This window comes from Burkholderiales bacterium (assembly GCA_015075645.1).
GTDB lineage: Bacteria > Pseudomonadota > Gammaproteobacteria > Burkholderiales > Casimicrobiaceae > VBCG01.
In genome coordinates, this window is record JABTUF010000003.1 from 355,966 (window position 1) to 372,173 (window position 16,208).

The window sequence follows — 16,208 nt, forward strand, 5'->3', positions numbered from 1 at the left end:
ACGTTACGGACAACAAGAAGGCGGGTGTGGTGGGGGATGACGTGCCGGCGTGGATCCCGGCAGGCAGTGTCGAGGTCGGAGTCACGCAATGATCGCGCAGGAACTCGAAGTCTCCCTGCACATGGCCTTCGTCGAGGCCAGGCAGAAGCAGCACGAATTCATCACCGTCGAGCACCTGCTGCTCGCGATGCTCGACAACCCGTCGGCGGCCGAGGTGCTGAAGGCCTGCGGCGTCGACCTCGAGGAACTCCGCGGCGTCCTCAACGACTTCATCGCGGAGCACACGCCGCGGCTCGCCGCCCATTCCGACGCGGACACCCAGCCGACGCAGGGCTTCCAGCGCGTGATCCAGCGCGCGATCCTGCACGTGCAATCGTCGGGCAAGAAGGAGGTCACCGGCGCCAACGTGCTGGTGGCGATCTTCGGCGAGAAGGAATCGCACGCGGTCTATTTCCTCAACCAGCGCGGCGTGACGCGGCTCGACGTCGTCAACTACATCGCGCACGGCATCACCAAGACCCCGCAGAAGAAGGAGGAGAAGGCGGAGTCGAAGGAAGAGGGCGAGGGAGGCGGCGAGTCGCAGGGCGCGCTCGACAACTACACGATCAACCTGAACCAGCTCGCGCGGAACGGCAAGCTCGATCCGCTGATCGGCCGCGCGAACGAGCTGGAGCGCGTCGTGCAGGTGCTGTGCCGCCGGCGCAAGAACAATCCGCTGCTGGTCGGCGAGGCCGGCGTGGGCAAGACCGCGATCGCGGAAGGGCTCGCACGGCGCATCAACGAGGGCGAGGTGCCCGAGCTCCTGCTCGAGCACCAGGTCTACGCGCTCGACATGGGCGCGCTCCTCGCGGGCACCAAGTATCGGGGCGACTTCGAGCAGCGCCTGAAGGCGGTGCTGAAGCAGCTCGTCGACAACCCGAAGTCGATCCTGTTCATCGACGAGATCCACACGATCATCGGCGCCGGCGCGGCGTCCGGCGGGACGCTCGACGCGTCGAACCTGCTGAAGCCCGCGCTGTCGCAGGGCACGCTCAAGTGCATCGGCGCGACGACCTACACCGAGTTTCGCCAGATCTTCGAGAAGGATCACGCGCTGTCGCGCCGTTTCCAGAAGATCGACGTGCCCGAGCCGACGGTCGCCGAGACGATCGAGATCCTGAAGGGGCTGAAGAGCCGCTTCGAGCAGCACCACGGCGTCAAGTACTCGCCGGCGGCGATCACCAGCGCCGCCGAGCTGGCCGCGCGCTACATCAACGACCGCCACCTGCCGGACAAGGCGATCGACGTGATCGACGAGGCGGGCGCGGCGCAGAAGATCCTGCCGAAGTCGAAGCAGAAGAAGGTGATCGGCAAGGGCGAGGTCGAGGACATCGTCGCGAAGATCGCCCGCATCCCGGCGAAGAACGTCTCGTCGGACGACCGCAACGCGCTCCGCACGCTCGACCGCGACCTGAAGAACGTCGTGTTCGGCCAGGACCAGGCGATCGACGCGCTCGTCGCCGCGATCCGCATGGCGCGGTCGGGCCTGGGACACCCCGCCAAGCCGATCGGCAACTTCCTGTTCTCCGGGCCGACCGGGGTCGGCAAGACCGAGGTCGCGAAGCAGCTCGCCTACTGCCTCGGCGTCGAGCTGATCCGCTTCGACATGTCCGAGTACATGGAACGCCACGCGGTGTCGCGCCTCATCGGCGCGCCGCCGGGCTACGTCGGCTTCGACCAGGGCGGCCAGCTCACCGAGGCGATCACCAAGCACCCGTACAGCGTGCTGCTGCTGGACGAGATCGAGAAGGCGCACCCGGACATCTACAGCGTGCTCCTGCAGGTGATGGACCACGGCACGCTGACCGACAACAACGGGCGCAAGGCGGACTTCCGCAACGTCACGATCATCATGACGACGAACGCGGGCGCCGCGGAACTCGCGAAGGGCACGATCGGCTTCACCAACGCGATCGAGGCCGGCGACGAGATGGCCGAGATCAAGCGCCTCTTCACGCCGGAGTTCCGCAACCGGCTCGACGCGACGATCTCGTTCCGCTCGCTCGACCCGGAGGTGATCCTGCGCGTCGTCGACAAGTTCCTGCTCGAACTCGAGCAGCAGCTCGTCGAGAAGAAGGTCGAGCCGACGTTCACCGCGCCGCTCAAGGCGTACCTCGCGAAGAAGGGCTTCGACCCGAAGATGGGCGCGCGCCCGATGGCGCGCCTGATCCAGGACCTGATCCGCAAGGCGCTCGCCGACGAACTCCTGTTCGGCCGGCTCGCGAGCGGCGGCAAGGTCACGGTCGACCTCGACGAGCACGACAAGGTGAAGCTCGTGTTCGAGGAGGTCGCGCAGGCGCCCACGCCGGAGGCGGAGCCGGCCTGAGGTCGAGGGCAGTTCGGGGAACGCGCGGCGCCCGGCGACCGCGGGTCCCGGAGGCATCGGTCCGCGGGCGTTGTCCCGACAGGCGATGTCACCGTCGTGCGGGAATGTCCCGGACGAGAGCCTCACGGTCGACGGCCTGCAGGAACCTCCGAAAATCGGACTGCGACATGCTTACGGTCGCCGTGCTGGCCATCGGGTGCATCAGCAGGCGGGGCGCCTGCGCGACGGAGCGGTCCAGAACGAGCGTGAATTTCGCCGGAGGCCCGTCGGCGACGAGCGCCAGGGGGCTCAGCGCCCCGGGACGAACGCCGAGCAGATCAGGCAGCTCGTGGTGCGGGCACAGCGACAGTCGCCCGGCGCCGAGTTCGCGCCCCAGACCGGCGAGGTCGACCGCCTTGTCCGGCACAGCGACGACCAGGAACTTCCGGTTCGCCGCCTTGCCTCGCACCGCCAGGCTCTTGCACCGCAATCCCTCCAGCGACAGCGCGAGCTGCGCCGAATCGGCCATCGTGGCCACCGGAGCGTGCTCCGCAGAGAGGTAGGCGATTCCGCGCGCGTCGAGAAAACGCAGCAGACGATCTTGGTTCCAGTCGGACACGACGGCGGCGCTACAGGACGTGGCTCAGGAACTCCCGCGTGCGCGGGTCCTGCGGGTTGTCGAAGAACGTCGCCGGGTCGCCGTGCTCGACGATGACGCCGCGATCGGTGAAGTGCACGTGATGCGCGACCTCGCGCGCGAAACGCATTTCGTGCGTCACGAGGATGCTGGTCATGCCCTCGTCGACCAGTTCGCGGATCGTGGCGAGCACTTCCTTCACCGTCTCCGGATCCAGCGCGGCGGTCACCTCGTCGAACAGCATGATGCTGGGCCGCATGGCCAGCGCCCGCGCAATCGCCACGCGTTGCTGCTGGCCGCCCGAGAGTTGGCCCGGGAAGGCGTTCTCCTTGCCCTTGAGCCGGACCTTGCCGAGGAGCTGGTGGGCGCGCTCCTCGACTTCGGAGCGGTCCTGACGCAAGACCTCGACCGGCGCGAGCATGAGGTTCTGCAGCACCGTGAGGTGCGGAAAGAGGTTGTACTGCTGGAACACCATCGACACGTCCTTGCGGAGCGCGATGCGCTCGGCATCGGTCGAGAGTTCGTGCACGGCGTGCCCCGCCGCGAACACTTCGCCCTTGTCGACGCGGACCAGTCCGTTGATGCAGCGCAGGAGCGTGGACTTCCCCGACCCCGACGGGCCGATGAGAGCAACGGCCTCTCCCCGGCGCACCTGCAGGGAGACATCGTGCAGCACGCGATTGGCACCGAAGGATTTCTCGACGTGGCGGATGTCGATGACGGGAGTGGCGTCGTTCATGGCACCTTTCCGGGCGACGATCATGCGACGGCGTAGCGTGCTTCGAGGCGCCGCGTCCAGCGCGCGATCGGCGCGCAGTAGACGAAGAAGAGCAGGAGCACCAGGCCGTAGACGGGCATCAGCAGTGCCGGGCTCCCTTCGGCGGCGAGAACGGACCGGGCGACCGTGACGCTGTCCTCCACGCCGACGATCGAGACGAGTGGCGTGGCCATCATCAGCACGGCGTACACGTTCATCCACGGCGGGAGCATGCGCTTGATCGCCTGGGGAAAGATCACCAGGCGCAGCGTCTGCATCCGGCCGAGCGCCATCGCATCCGCGGCCTCCCACTGCCCCGAGGGGATCGACTGGATGCCACCGCGCACGACCTCGGCCACATTTCCCATGACGGGGAGCGCGAGGCCGACGATGCCCTTGGCCCACGCGGGAAAGGGAATGGACATGCCGAACACCGAGAAGTGGTAGGGCAGCAGCAACACGCAGAAGAAGAGCAGGACGAGCCACGGCGCGTTGCGGAAGAACTGCGTGATCCATTGGCAGCTCACGCGCACCCAGCGGCGGGTGGCGATCTGACCGACGCCGACCAGCGCGCCGAGCAGGGTGCCGATGGCCATCGACGCCACGCTGATGCCGAGATCGACGGCGAAACCCTGCAGGAGCAGCGGCAGCCATTTCACGAGCGCGAGCACGCTCCCGGGATCGCCCTCGGCTGCGAGCGCCGGCGTGGCCGCCACGACGAGGCCGATGCCCGCGAGGCAGCCCGGTGGTCGGTGGCGCAGGCTCATCAGCGCCCCCATCCCGGAACGGCGACGGCGCGCTCGACCCGTCCCATGGCCCACGAGAACAGTCCGATCACCAGCATGTAGAACGCCAGGAGGATGACCATCATCTCGAAGGTATTGAGGTTCTCCGACCAGATCTGCGACGACGCGTACAGCAGTTCGGGCACGGCGATCGCATAGGCGTTCGTCGTCGTCTTGATCAGGTTGATGAGGTTGTTGTTGAGGCTCGGCAGGCTGATCCTGAGCGCGAGCGGCAGGACGATCCGGCGAAAAGCCTGGCCGCGATTGAGGCCGAGCGCCTCGGCCGCCTCCAGCGTCGTCGCCGGCACCGCCTCGATGCCGGCTCGGAAGATCTCGACGTTGAACGCGCCCGCGTAGAGCGTAAGCGCGACGATGGCCCAGCTGACGTTGCTCAGCACCGGTTGCGCGCTTCCGAATGCGCCGCTCAGGGTCGGACCGAGCGCGAAGTAGAAGAAGTAGAGCTGGACCAGCGGCGGCGTGTTGCGAAACACCTGCACGTAGAGATCGGTCAGCCGCGCGCCGAAGCGGACCTTCCTGAACTGGAGATACGCGCCCAGCGCACCGGCCAGCAGGCAGCCGACGATCGAGCCGACGGAGAGCAGGGCCGTGTACGCGATGCCCTGGAGGAACAGCGTCCGGTCGTAGGCGTCGAAGAGGATCGTCAGGCTGAAGCCCGAGCTCGCGGCCAGGGAACGCAGGAACTCGGGGAGAGCGTTCATGCCGCGAGCGGCTCCGGAGCGGCGAGCTCGGCGATCCGCCGCGTGTGCGCGATGCCGGCCGGTGACCGCAACAGGGAGGCGAGCATCGTGGCGCGCGTCTCGTCGACGCCGCCGAAGCGGGCGCAATCGAGGAACTTCGCAGAAACCTGCTCGTGCGTGAGCGGCCGCGTGGGCATGCCCGTCGCGGCCAGCACGATCTTCGACACCTTGTTGCCGTCGCGCAGGTGGATCGTCACGGCGGACGCCTCGGGGGCGTCGCGGCGATCGCCGGGCGCGACCAGGGCCGGGTCTTCGCGCAGGGCAACGCGAGCCATCAACCGGGTGATGGCCGGCGATCGCAGCACGTCGTCACGAAGCTGCGCGAGGCCGACCTCGCCGAACACGAGGGCGCAGGCGATCGCGAACGGCATGCTGAACTGCGCCTGCGGGATCGTTGCCGGTCCGCGGTAGGTGAGGCAGCTCGTGACCAGCGGCGTCCCGCGGCACTCGACCGATGCGACATCGTCGGCCGCGATCGAATGCGTCGCGCGCAACGCGAGGGTCGCCTCGATGGCGGCCTGTGCGGCCGAGCAGAGCGGATGGCGCTTGATCGCGACGCCGGGGTCGGTCAGTCCCCATTGATCGCCGAGACGGGTCAGGCGATCGCCGCTCCAGATTCCGGCATTGTGCACGTCGGCGAAGCCGAAATGGCCCTCGAGTGTTCCGGGCGTTCCGGTGATCCCGGCGCGTGCCGCTTGCGCGGCCTCGTAGCCGAGGCGCGCGGCGACCCCGTTCAGATAGGGCTTCGCCGTGCTGCCGTGGGAAACGCGAAGTCCGAGCGGCATGTTCGCGGCCAGTCGAAGGGCATTCGCCGTCTCGAAGGCTCTCAGCCCGAGCGCCCGGGCCGCGCCGCACGACGCGCCGAGAATGCCCAGCGTCGTCGTGCACCAATGGCCGCCTTGGTACAGGTGGTCGGTGACGGTCTCGCCCATGGCGTACAGAACCTCGACCCCGGCAACGAAGGCTTCGAGCAAGAGCCGGCCGTCGCCGTCGCGGTGGTCGCAGGCGGCCATTACCGCCGGAAGGACCCCTGCGGTTCCATGGACGATGCCGGCGTAGCTCGTGTCGTCGTAGTCGAGCGCGTGAATCGCGACGCCGCCGAGGAAGGCGGATTCCGCGGCACCGAGCGGAATCCCGGTCAACGACGAAGAACGCGCATAGACGTCGGTCGCGCGGCCGGCCATCCAGACGCCGACACCGTCGATCAGGCAGGTTTCCGCCGCGCTCCGCACCGCGGGCGGAATGCCCGCCAGATCGAGCGTCGCGACCCAGTGCGCGATGCGGTCTTCCGCGTCCATGGCCGCAGCCGCTCGCCGCGCCGTCCCGTCAGGAGGACTTGCCCGGACTTGCTTTCATGTCCTTCAGGAAGTCGCTCGGCTTCAGCCCCCACTTCTTCTCCGCGGCGATCAGAAACCCGCTGCTGTGCCAGTCGATCACGACCTTGCGGATGAAATCGCCCCACGGGCCCTTCAGTTCGTCGAGGGGTACGGCCAACGCCCAGGGCTGGTAGTCCTCGACCGGCAACGGAGCGTCGTAGTCGGCCCACTTCGGATCTCCGCTCAGGAGGATCGACTCGATCAGCGTGCTGTCCTGGACGAAGCCTTCGCACGCACCGGTCAGGAGCGCGTTGAGCGCCTCGGTGCTTCCCGGGAAGGCCACGATGTTGGCGCCGTACTTCGTCGCCACCGGCCGGTTGTAATAGGCCCCCTGGGTGCCGCAGATCGCGCGGCCGCGGACGTCTTCCCAACGCTTGATGCCGGAGTTCTTGCGGGTCAGCAGCGACGTCCCGCCGGCGTAGTAGAACGGCTCGATCACTCCGACGACCTTCCTGCGCTGGTCGTTCACCGACATGGTCGCGATGATCAGGTCGATGCGGCCCTGCTGGAGGAACTCGATGCGATTGGCCGTCTGCACCGGCACGAGCTCCAGCTTCACGTTCAGGCGGCGCGCGATGTCCGCGGCGAGGTCGGCCTCGAGGCCGACGGCGCGCCCGCTGGGATCCAGGTGGCCGAACGGCTTGTAGTCGGTCTTGACGCCCACGCGGACGACGCCTTCCTTCTTGATGCGGTCGAGCGCCGGGCTTTGCGCCCACGCCACCGCGGTCGAGATCAGGCCGAACAGGACCAGCACACCGGCGACGAACTTCTTCATGTCTCCTCCTCGGTCAGGTTGCCACCGTTAGCGAAACGAATCAGAACCGTGTTTCCGTCGAAGCGCGCACTTGCCGTCGGGCTTCCGCCGCGTCGAGGATGCCGCGCCCGTCGAGCTCGTCGCACAGCGAGCGGCCCGCGGCGTGCGCCTCGCGCACGATCGCGCTGACCGCCGAATAGCCGAGGCGCGGAACGAGTGCCGTGGCGATCGCCGTCGACGCCATCAGGTTGCGCTCGTTGGCCGCCGCATCGGCTCGGATCCCGTCGATGCAGCGCTCGTGGAACAGGCGCACGCCGTTGCGCAGCAAGCGGATCGAGTCGAACAGGCGATCGGCCACCACCGGCTCGAAGTGATTGATCTCGAGCTGGCCTGCCAGGTTGGCCTGCGCGATGCAGGTGTCGTTGCCCGCGACCGCGAAGCCGATCTGCACGATCGACATCGGCAGCACCGGATTGATCTTGCCCGGCATGATCGACGACCCGGCCTGGACGGCGGGAAGCTCGATCTCGGCGATGCCGCCGCGGGGCCCGGACGACAGCACGATGAGGTCCGACGCGACTTTCGCGAGCGAGGTGGCGCAGGTGCGCAACTCCGCGGAGACGCGGCAGAACACGTCGAGGTTCTGCATCGCGTCGAAGGCGTCCTGCGGCGGAGACCAGGACGTACCGGTGATCGATGCCAGATGGCGAAGCACGCAGGTTCGATATCCCGCGGGCGACCCGAAACCCGTGCCGATCGCGGTGCCGCCGAGCGGCAGGGCGAGCAGTTGCTCGCGCACGCGGGCGAGCGAGTCCGCGAGGCGCGCCGCGAGCGCCGCGTAACCGCCGAACGCCTGACCGAGCGTCATCGGCTGGGCGTCCTGCAGGCAGGTCCGACCCAGGTGCAGGATCGTCGCGAAGGCGGCGGCCTTGGCGGACAGGCTGCCGGCGAGCGCGGAGACCTCGTCGATGAGCGGCCCCAGCATCGCGTGCGCGGCGATCTTCATCGCCGCGGGATACACGTCGTTGGTGGATTGCGAACGATTGACGTGATCGTTCGGGTGCACCTGCGAGTAGCGCCCCGGTTCGCCGCCGAGCCGTTGCTCGGCGCGATTGGCGATGACCTCGTTGACGTTCATGTTGGTCGAGGTGCCGCCCGAGCCTTCCAGCAGATCGACCACCATGTGCTCGTGCAGCTTGCCGTCGACGATTTCCGCGCACGCATCGGCGATGGCGTCCGCCTGAACGGGCGTGATCGCGCCGAGTTCGGCGTTGGCCCGGGCGGCGGCCCACTTGCACTGGGCGAAGGCCTTGACGAACTCCGGTTCGTCGGAGAGACGGCGCCCGGACACGGCGAAGTTGCGCAGGGCGCGCGACGTATTCACCCCGTACAGAAGATGCGCGGCGATCGGCACCGTCCCGAGATGGTCCGATTCAGTGCGCGCGTTCCCCGGGGGGGCGTTGTCAGGACTCATCGTCTTTCCACGTCTGCAGTTGCACGAGCGGGGCCAGCGGAACCTCGAACCGTCGCAGCCCGGTCTCGATCTCGCTCCCGAGGACTTCCCGCACGACGGCGAACGTCCGTCGCACGAGTTCCTCGTACTCACCCTTGCGCGCCACCAGGTACATCCGTCTCGACGCCGCGAGGGCGGGGACGATTGCCGGAGCGACCGCGCGGGAGAAGCGCGCCGCCTGCAGCAGGCACAGCGGCGTCGTCACGCCCCAGCCGACGCCGCCGGCGACCATGGCGGTCATCGTGTCCGCCGTGTCGACTTCGAGGCGGCGTGGGAGATTGAGACGATGGCGTCTCAGCGTGCGGTCGATCTGGAGGCCGAGGTGCGATTGCGCATTGAACCGGACGATCGGCAATTGCCGCGACAGGGTCGCGAGGTCGGCGATCGACGCGATCCGGCCGCGCCAGGTTTTCGGCGTGATGACGAGGAACTGCTCGGAGAGCAGGCAGTGGCCGACGATGCCGTCGACGTCTTCGAGGGGATCGGTCGAGACGACGAGGTCCAGTTCCCGCCGCACGAGGGCTTCTCCCAGGCCCGGCGTGAGGCCGGTGCGCACGGAGAGTTGCGCGACGTCGCCCAACAGGCGCTGCACGACACGCGCCCCGCAGGTCGCCGCGAACGAGTCGACCAGTCCGAGGTTGACGTCCGGCTTGATCCACCGGCTCGCATCCACGACCACGCTGCGCAGGCGCGTCGCTTCCTCGAACAGGACGTCGCCGCGGTTGCGCAGGGCGAGGCCGGCGGGTGTCAGCGTCAGCGGACGGGCGCTGCGATTGATCAGCACGGCGCCGAGGTCGTCCTCCATGGCGCGAATCGTCTGCGACACCGCCGACTGCGAAATGCCGAGGCGCTTGGCGGCGCGCGACATGTTGCAGTCACGGGCGGTGGCGAGGAAGACTTCCAGCGAGTGCATGTCGATCAGGTGCGATTTGCGCATGGCAGGCGAAGGAGATCGTAGGCAGTGGTAGAAGATATGTAAATGACGATTGCCACTACATTAGCAAACCTAATACTGAAGATTACCCAGGCCGCGAACCGCGCGAGCCGGCGCCGCGACCACCGGTCGTCGCGGGGGACGGATCCGGCGGCGCCGGATGAAATGCGCGGGTCTCAGCGGCGTGACCGCCGCGGCCGATCGTTGGTGTGCGCCGCGCGATCCGACCGTCGGGGCGACGTGCGAGATGCGGGAAACCGACGGGGCGGGGCGCCGACGAGAAACGCTCGCCGCGCGATCGAGGTCCCGGACTTCAGGCGTTCAATCCGCGAACGTCACCAGTTCGGGATCGTCCGCGCGTTCGACCAGCATGCGTCGGACCCACTCCTGCCATGCGAGGGCGAACGCGCGCCGCGCGCCGGCATCCGCGGATTCGGCCAGCGCCGACTGCATCAGCGCGCGCAAGCCGGCGGGGCGCTCGACGACCTCGGGGTGGCAGGCGACCTCGACGAAGGCGCCGGTGTCGATGCGCGTGAAGCGCAGGTCGCCGGTGATCTTCGCGCCGTAGGAAATCAGGTTGCGCCGCGAGTGTCGGCCGGCGAGTCCCTTGAAGCCGCCGTCGCCCGCGGCGCCGGTGACGAGACCGACCACTGCGCCGATCACGCCGGCGACGCCCTCGTCGTGCATCTGTCGCACCTCGACGCGCACCTCGCCGCGACGCGGCAGCGCGTCGCCGTAGAGCCGCGCGAGCGCCTTCGCCGTCATCAGCCAGGCCCCGGCGACGGTCGGGCACGAATGCCCGGCGAGCTTCACGGCGTCGACGTAGGCGTACTCGATCACGCCGCCTTCCGCGGCGCCGAGCGTTTCGGCGAGCGGATCGTGCGTGACGATCGGCGGGACCGCCTGGAAGAATGCCGGGACCTGCATGGGCCTGCTCCGGGTCGAAGCGGCGGGGTCGTGGCATCCCCGCGGAACCGCCATGGTGACCCGGACCGCGCGTCGGGACCACGACCTCCATCAAGGTCGGGAGGAACCGCCGGGCCGGCGGCCCGACCGGAGTCAGGGCGCGCGGCCATCAGGCTCCGCGCGCCCTTGACCGGTCTACGCAATTACATCAATGCATCGGCCCAGATGTTCTGCGCCCACGCGAAGGCGAAGCGGCCCTCGAGTTCGCTCATCGCGGGCGACAGTCCCCCCGAGCCGGGCACCGGCAGGATCGACTTCTTCGCGGCGTCGTACTGGTGCACCGACGCGACGTGCACCACCTCCTTGTCGGTGATGAAGCTGTAGCAGGTGTTGGTCAGCACGGGCGCCGGGTTGACCGGTTTCCCCGCGAGCAGGCTGAGGATCGCGGAGGCGGCCACCTTGGCGTGGTTGTTCGCCATGTGTCCGGACTTCGGCATCCCGGACGCGCTCTGGGTCGAGTCGCCCAGCACGTGAATGCCCTTGCCGCGGATCGACTCGAACGTCAGGAAGTCCACCTCGCACCAGCGGTCGTTCGCGGTCACGACGCCCGCGGTGCGCGCGATCGCGCCGGCGCGTTGCGGCGGTACGACGTTGATCACGTTCGCGCGCACGTCGTTCCCGAACTCGAACTTGAGCGTGCGGGTGGCGAGGTCGACGTCGGCGAGCGCGTGGTTCGGCCGATACTCGACGATGCCCTTGTACTCCTCGTTCCAGGCCTTCGTGAAGAGTCCCTTCTTCGACGTGACGTCGGGGTTGGCGTCGAGGATGAGGACCTTCGAGCGCGGCTTCTGGCGCTTGAAGTACCACGCGACCTGGCAGGCGCGCTCGTAGGGTCCGGGCGGGCAGCGGTAGGGCGCGAGCGGGATCGAGAGCGCGTAGACGCCGCCGTCCGGCATCGCCTCGAGCTGACGGCGCAGCAGCACGGTCTGCGGGCCCGCCTGCCACGCGTGCGGCGCGATCTCGACCGCGCGCGAGGGGTCGGCGCGGTACGACGGGATCGCGCCGAACATGAACTCGATGCCCGGCGACAGGACGAGGCGGTCGTACGTGAACGACTTTCCGCCCGCGGTCGTCACGACGCGACGATCGGCGTCGATGCCGGTCGCGGTGTCGCGCACGAAGTTCACGCCCCAGCGGGACGCCAGCGCGTCGTAGGGGGTCGTCACGTCGGCGATGGTCTTGCTGCCGCCGATCACGAGGTTCGACATCGGACAGGAGACGAAGGCTTCGCGCGGCTCGATCAGCGTCACCTCGACGCTGCCGCCGCTCCACATGCGCAGGTACTTCGCCGCGGTCGCGCCGCCGTAGCCGCCGCCCACGACCACGACCTTGCCGCGGGCGCCGCCGCCCGGCGTGGTCGCGCAGCCCGGGAGGACACTCACGCCCGCCGCCGCCGCGGCCGCCTGCAGGAACTCGCGTCTGTGCATCGTCATGGCTGTCTCCTCACTTCGCCGGTTGCGCGGCGAACCAGCCCGCCATCGCGTCGATCTGCGCGTCGGTGAATCCCTTCGCGAGTTGCGGCATCACGGTGCCGGGGCGTGTGCCGGCCTTGAATCCGCGCATCTTGCTCGCCGTGTCGTCCTTCGACCTGCCCGCGAGCGAGTCGGTGCCGCCGCGGCTCACGCCGTTCGTGCCGTGGCAGTTTGCGCACGTCGCGGCAACGTCGCGCGCCTGCGTCGCGTCGGGTGTCTGCGCGAGGGCGGTCGTCGCCGCGAGGGCGAAGACCGGAATCGCCAAGATCGCCTGCATAATCGTTTCCTCCGAAGTGAGCCCGGACGCATGTCGCCGGCCGTCGTGCGGCACGCAGGGCATCGATAGGATAGCCTTTTAAGTTTCATGGGTATACACGCCGGACGGAAGACGTGGATCTCCGGAAGGGAGTCGCTGGTCGCGGCTCGTCCGGTGGCGACGGGAACGGTGCACGATCGCCGCAGGGCGGCGGGCGGATGGCCATGAGCCGGGCCGCCGGCCAGGTGCGCCGCGAAGCGGCGCTCACGTTCCTCGGGGCCGCCGGCGAAGTCACCGGCAGCGCGTTCCTGGTCGAAACTCCGCAGGCGCGCTTCCTCGTCGACTGCGGCATGTTCCAGGGGCGCGACAGCGGCGAGAAGAACGCGGCCGCGCTCGTCGTCGATGTCTCTGCGATCGACTTCGTCGTCCTGACGCACGCGCACATCGACCACTCGGGGCTCCTGCCGCTGCTCGTCCGTCGCGGATTCCGCGGACCGATCCACGCGACGCCGGCTACCTGCGATCTCCTGGGGGTGATGCTGCCCGATGCCGCGCACATCCAGGAGTCGACCGCCGCGTGGCGCCGCGAGCATCCGCTCCGGGAGCCGGGGCCGAGGGCCGCGCGCCCCCCGCGACGGGCGCAGGATGCGGCCGACGACGAAGCCGAACCGCTGTATACGCAGGCCGACGCCCGGGACGCGCTCCGGCGTCTCGAGCAAGTGCCGTACAGGACGCGGCGCACGCTCGCGCCCGGCGTGGCGCTCGACTTCCGCGACGCCGGCCACATCCTGGGCTCCGCGATCGCGGTGCTCGATGTCGAACTCGGGACGCAGTCGCGCCGTCTGGTGTTCTCGGGCGACCTCGGCCAGAGCGACCGGCCGGTGCTGCCCGATCCCGAGCGGATCGAACGCGCCGACCTGGTCGTGGTCGAATCGACCTACGGCAATCGGCTGCACCGCTCGCTCGCATCGACCTTCGACGAGATCGCCGCGCTCCTCCATGCGACGCTGCCGCGCGGCAACGTCGTCGTGCCCGCGTTCGCGGTCGGGCGCACGCAGGAGATCCTCCACGTGTTCGCCCAACTCGCGCGCGCCGGGCGAGTCCCCCCGCTCACCGTCTTCGTCGACTCGCCGCTCGCGGCCGCCGCCACCGAGATCACCGCGCGGCACGTGGCGCTGCTCGACCGCGAGACGCGCGAACTCGCGGCGTGGCAGGCCGCGCACCCGGAGGCGATGCGCGTGGCGTTCACGGAGTCGGTCGAGGACTCGATGCGCATCAACACGATCCGTGCGGGCGCGGTGATCGTCTCGGCGAGCGGCATGGCGGACGCAGGGCGCATCCGACACCACCTGCGCCACGCCCTGCCGCGCGAGGAGTGCGCGGTCATGTTCACCGGCTTCCAGGCGCAGGGGACGCTCGGGCGTGCGCTCGTCGACGGCGCGAAGGAGGTGACGCTGTTCCGCGAACGCGTGCCGGTGCGTGCGTCGGTGCACACGATCGGCGGGCTGTCGGCGCACGCGGACCAGGCGGGGCTCCTCGCGTGGCTCGGGGGATTCCGGTCGCCGCCCGAGAGAACTTTCGTCGTGCACGGCGAGCACGAGGTCTCGCTCGCGTTCGCCGCGGCGATCGGTGAGCGACTCGGATGGACCGGTGTGGAGGTTCCGGTGCGCGGAGCACGGTTTCCGCTCGTCGGCCGGTGACGGTTCGGGCGAAAATGATTGCTGGATCGTGGAAATGGCGCGCATGGCGGCTGCCGATTTCGCAGTTGTGATAAATGCCTGAAAAACAATGGGGTAGCCGCACCCCAGGCCTCGAGTCACCCGATGAAACGCGCCGCAGCACGCGCGTTGCAGCACGCCGGTGCCTCTACGCAGGCCGAAGTTTTCCGCCTGATGGAAACGAGTTCTATACCATTGAAATACTGACGTTTTTTTGATACTGCGCCGCGCAAAATAATGCTTGCGCCGCAGGTCCGTCCTGCGTTAGCGTGAGAGCCAGTCACGAGCGGTTCCGCCGGCACATCGGCGAAACCGGCTAGCAGGGCCTGGTTCCAAGTCACCCCTCCCAAGCCCGCCGACGCCGAAGGGCGATCCCCGACGGCGCGTGGCGTGACCCGAGCGACGCCTGGGGCGTCGCCCGGAGTCACATCGGGGGGCGCGTCGGCCGTCAGTGGCCGTCGCGCACCACCGAATCGACGTCCGCCCGCGGGGCGGGCGAGGCCCGACGACACGATGGGAGATCGACGATGAACTACGACCTGGAAGCGGCAAGACTCAAGAAGGACTGGGCGGAGAACTCGCGCTGGAAGGGCATCCGGCGCGGCTACACGGCGGAGGACGTCGTGCGCCTGCGCGGTTCGCTGCACATCGAGCACACGCTCGCGCGGCGCGGCGCCGAGAAGCTGTGGAAGCTCATGCACGACGAACCCTACGTCAGCACGCTGGGCGCGCTCACCGGCAACCAGGCGATGCAGCAGGTGAAGGCGGGCCTCAAGGCGATCTACCTGTCGGGCTGGCAGGTCGCGGCCGACGCGAACGTCTCCGGCGAGATGTACCCGGACCAGTCGCTCTACCCGGTCAACTCGGTGCCCGGCGTGGTCAAGCGCATCAACAACGCGTTCATGCGCGCCGACCAGATCCAGCACGCGGAAGGCAAGGGGGACGTCGACTACTTCGCACCGATCGTCGCCGACGCCGAGGCCGGATTCGGCGGCGTGCTGAACGCCTTCGAGCTGATGAAGTCGATGATCGAGGCCGGCGCCGCGGGCGTCCACTTCGAAGACCAGTTGGCCTCGGTCAAGAAGTGCGGCCACATGGGCGGCAAGGTGCTGGTGCCGACGCGCGAGGCGGTCGAGAAACTGATCGCCGCGCGGCTCGCCGCCGACTGCCTCGGTGTGCCGACGATCCTGCTCGCGCGCACCGACGCGGAAGCGGCCGACCTCGTCACCACCGACGTCGACGAGAACGACCAGCCGTACCTCACCGGCGAGCGCACCGTCGAGGGCTTCTACCGCACGCGCAAGGGCCTCGACCAGGCGGTCTCGCGCGGATTGGCCTACGCGCCCTACGCCGATCTCATCTGGTGCGAGACCGGCAAGCCGGACCTCGAGTTCGCGAAGGCCTTCGCCGATGCGATCCACGCGAAGTTCCCCGGCAAGCTCCTCGCGTACAACTGCTCGCCGTCGTTCAACTGGAAGAAGAACCTCGACGACGCGACGATCGCCCGCTTCCAGCGCGAGCTGGGCGCGATGGGCTACAAGTTCCAGTTCATCACGCTGGCCGGGTTCCACAGCCTCAACTACTCGATGTTCAACCTCGCGCACGGCTACGCGCGCCGCGGCATGAGCGCGTTCGTCGAGATGCAGGAGGCCGAGTTCGCCGCGGCGGAGAAGGGCTTCACCGCGGTCAAGCACCAGCGAGAGGTCGGCACCGGCTACTTCGACGCGGTCACGACGACCGTGCAGGGCAGCCAGTCGTCCACCACCGCGCTCAAGCACTCGACCGAGGACGAGCAGTTCTTCGACGAGAAGAAGAAGGCGACGATGGCGGCGGACTAGCGCTGGCGCATCGGGTTCGATTCGAGCGAGGGCCGTGTCCGGGAGGGCGCGGCCCTTTGTCTTTCCCTCGTGCCCGCCGTGCGGGGTCTTGCCTGCGGCC

At 68.7% G+C, this 16,208-nt stretch carries 14 protein-coding genes; 3 read left to right on the forward strand and 11 right to left on the reverse strand.

The genetic code is table 11. The annotated features are described in order from the left end of the window. Positions 1–88 precede the first annotated feature (88 nt). The gene (gene clpA, locus HS109_08655; GenBank protein MBE7522443.1) at positions 89–2,365 is read left to right on the forward strand and encodes an ATP-dependent Clp protease ATP-binding subunit ClpA; all 2,277 of its coding nucleotides are present in this window, start codon (positions 89–91) and stop codon (positions 2,363–2,365) included. Positions 2,366–2,453: 88 nt separating this feature from the next. Here the strand turns inward: clpA and HS109_08660 are convergent, their stop codons facing one another. The 11 genes from HS109_08660 to HS109_08710 form a co-directional block, all read right to left on the reverse strand. Then, positions 2,454–2,963 (reverse strand): hypothetical protein, encoded by a 510-nt coding sequence (locus HS109_08660; protein ID MBE7522444.1) that lies wholly within the window; start codon positions 2,961–2,963, stop codon positions 2,454–2,456. 10 nt (positions 2,964–2,973) lie between these two features. After that, positions 2,974–3,720, reverse strand: coding sequence for an amino acid ABC transporter ATP-binding protein (locus HS109_08665; protein MBE7522445.1), 747 nt, complete (start codon positions 3,718–3,720; stop codon positions 2,974–2,976). Positions 3,721–3,740: 20 nt separating this feature from the next. Beyond that, positions 3,741–4,505 (reverse strand): amino acid ABC transporter permease, encoded by a 765-nt coding sequence (locus HS109_08670; GenBank protein ID MBE7522446.1) that lies wholly within the window; start codon positions 4,503–4,505, stop codon positions 3,741–3,743. After that, on the reverse strand, positions 4,505–5,242 hold the full coding sequence (locus tag HS109_08675) for an amino acid ABC transporter permease (GenBank protein MBE7522447.1): 738 nt from the start codon (positions 5,240–5,242) through the stop codon (positions 4,505–4,507). Before HS109_08675 ends, HS109_08670 begins: the two co-directional genes overlap by 1 nt. Beyond that, positions 5,239–6,579 (reverse strand): MmgE/PrpD family protein, encoded by a 1,341-nt coding sequence (locus HS109_08680; GenBank protein MBE7522448.1) that lies wholly within the window; start codon positions 6,577–6,579, stop codon positions 5,239–5,241. The genes HS109_08675 and HS109_08680 overlap by 4 nt, the downstream gene beginning before the upstream one ends. A 28-nt stretch (positions 6,580–6,607) precedes the next feature. Continuing rightward, positions 6,608–7,432: a transporter substrate-binding domain-containing protein gene (locus HS109_08685; GenBank protein MBE7522449.1), complete on the reverse strand. Its 825-nt coding sequence runs from the start codon at positions 7,430–7,432 to the stop codon at positions 6,608–6,610. A 40-nt stretch (positions 7,433–7,472) separates the two neighbouring features. Then, complete coding sequence (locus HS109_08690) at positions 7,473–8,885, reverse strand: aspartate ammonia-lyase (GenBank protein MBE7522450.1); 1,413 nt, start codon at positions 8,883–8,885, stop codon at positions 7,473–7,475. After that, complete coding sequence (locus HS109_08695) at positions 8,875–9,861, reverse strand: LysR family transcriptional regulator (protein ID MBE7522451.1); 987 nt, start codon at positions 9,859–9,861, stop codon at positions 8,875–8,877. Before HS109_08695 ends, HS109_08690 begins: the two co-directional genes overlap by 11 nt. Before the next feature lie 318 nt (positions 9,862–10,179). Further along, positions 10,180–10,785: a hypothetical protein gene (locus tag HS109_08700; GenBank protein MBE7522452.1), complete on the reverse strand. Its 606-nt coding sequence runs from the start codon at positions 10,783–10,785 to the stop codon at positions 10,180–10,182. Between the two features lie 182 nt (positions 10,786–10,967). After that, entirely contained in the window at positions 10,968–12,251 is a 1,284-nt protein-coding gene (locus HS109_08705; GenBank protein MBE7522453.1) for an FAD-dependent oxidoreductase, read from the reverse strand. Between the two features lie 16 nt (positions 12,252–12,267). Continuing rightward, positions 12,268–12,573: a c-type cytochrome gene (locus HS109_08710; GenBank protein MBE7522454.1), complete on the reverse strand. Its 306-nt coding sequence runs from the start codon at positions 12,571–12,573 to the stop codon at positions 12,268–12,270. 203 nt (positions 12,574–12,776) lie between these two features. Between HS109_08710 and HS109_08715 the strand changes: the two genes are divergently transcribed. Further along, entirely contained in the window at positions 12,777–14,252 is a 1,476-nt protein-coding gene (locus HS109_08715; protein ID MBE7522455.1) for an MBL fold metallo-hydrolase, read from the forward strand. Between the two features lie 545 nt (positions 14,253–14,797). Next, entirely contained in the window at positions 14,798–16,108 is a 1,311-nt protein-coding gene (gene aceA / locus HS109_08720) for an isocitrate lyase (GenBank protein MBE7522456.1), read from the forward strand. The last annotated feature ends 100 nt before the right edge of the window (positions 16,109–16,208 follow it).

What these genes read in the sequence shown, in the direction of transcription:
- HS109_08710 (MBE7522454.1), bottom strand. Translation starts at nt 12,573, where the DNA reads ATGCAGGCGATCTTGGCGATTCCGGTCTTCGCCCTCGCGGCGACGACC.
- HS109_08665 (MBE7522445.1), bottom strand. Translation starts at nt 3,720, where the DNA reads ATGAACGACGCCACTCCCGTCATCGACATCCGCCACGTCGAGAAATCC.
- HS109_08715 (MBE7522455.1), top strand. Translation starts at nt 12,777, where the DNA reads ATGAGCCGGGCCGCCGGCCAGGTGCGCCGCGAAGCGGCGCTCACGTTC.
- HS109_08690 (MBE7522450.1), bottom strand. Translation starts at nt 8,885, where the DNA reads ATGAGTCCTGACAACGCCCCCCCGGGGAACGCGCGCACTGAATCGGAC.
- HS109_08705 (MBE7522453.1), bottom strand. Translation starts at nt 12,251, where the DNA reads ATGCACAGACGCGAGTTCCTGCAGGCGGCCGCGGCGGCGGCGGGCGTG.
- HS109_08685 (MBE7522449.1), bottom strand. Translation starts at nt 7,432, where the DNA reads ATGAAGAAGTTCGTCGCCGGTGTGCTGGTCCTGTTCGGCCTGATCTCG.
- HS109_08675 (MBE7522447.1), bottom strand. Translation starts at nt 5,242, where the DNA reads ATGAACGCTCTCCCCGAGTTCCTGCGTTCCCTGGCCGCGAGCTCGGGC.
- aceA (MBE7522456.1), top strand. Translation starts at nt 14,798, where the DNA reads ATGAACTACGACCTGGAAGCGGCAAGACTCAAGAAGGACTGGGCGGAG.
- HS109_08695 (MBE7522451.1), bottom strand. Translation starts at nt 9,861, where the DNA reads ATGCGCAAATCGCACCTGATCGACATGCACTCGCTGGAAGTCTTCCTC.
- clpA (MBE7522443.1), top strand. Translation starts at nt 89, where the DNA reads ATGATCGCGCAGGAACTCGAAGTCTCCCTGCACATGGCCTTCGTCGAG.
- HS109_08700 (MBE7522452.1), bottom strand. Translation starts at nt 10,785, where the DNA reads ATGCAGGTCCCGGCATTCTTCCAGGCGGTCCCGCCGATCGTCACGCAC.
- HS109_08680 (MBE7522448.1), bottom strand. Translation starts at nt 6,579, where the DNA reads ATGGACGCGGAAGACCGCATCGCGCACTGGGTCGCGACGCTCGATCTG.
- HS109_08670 (MBE7522446.1), bottom strand. Translation starts at nt 4,505, where the DNA reads ATGAGCCTGCGCCACCGACCACCGGGCTGCCTCGCGGGCATCGGCCTC.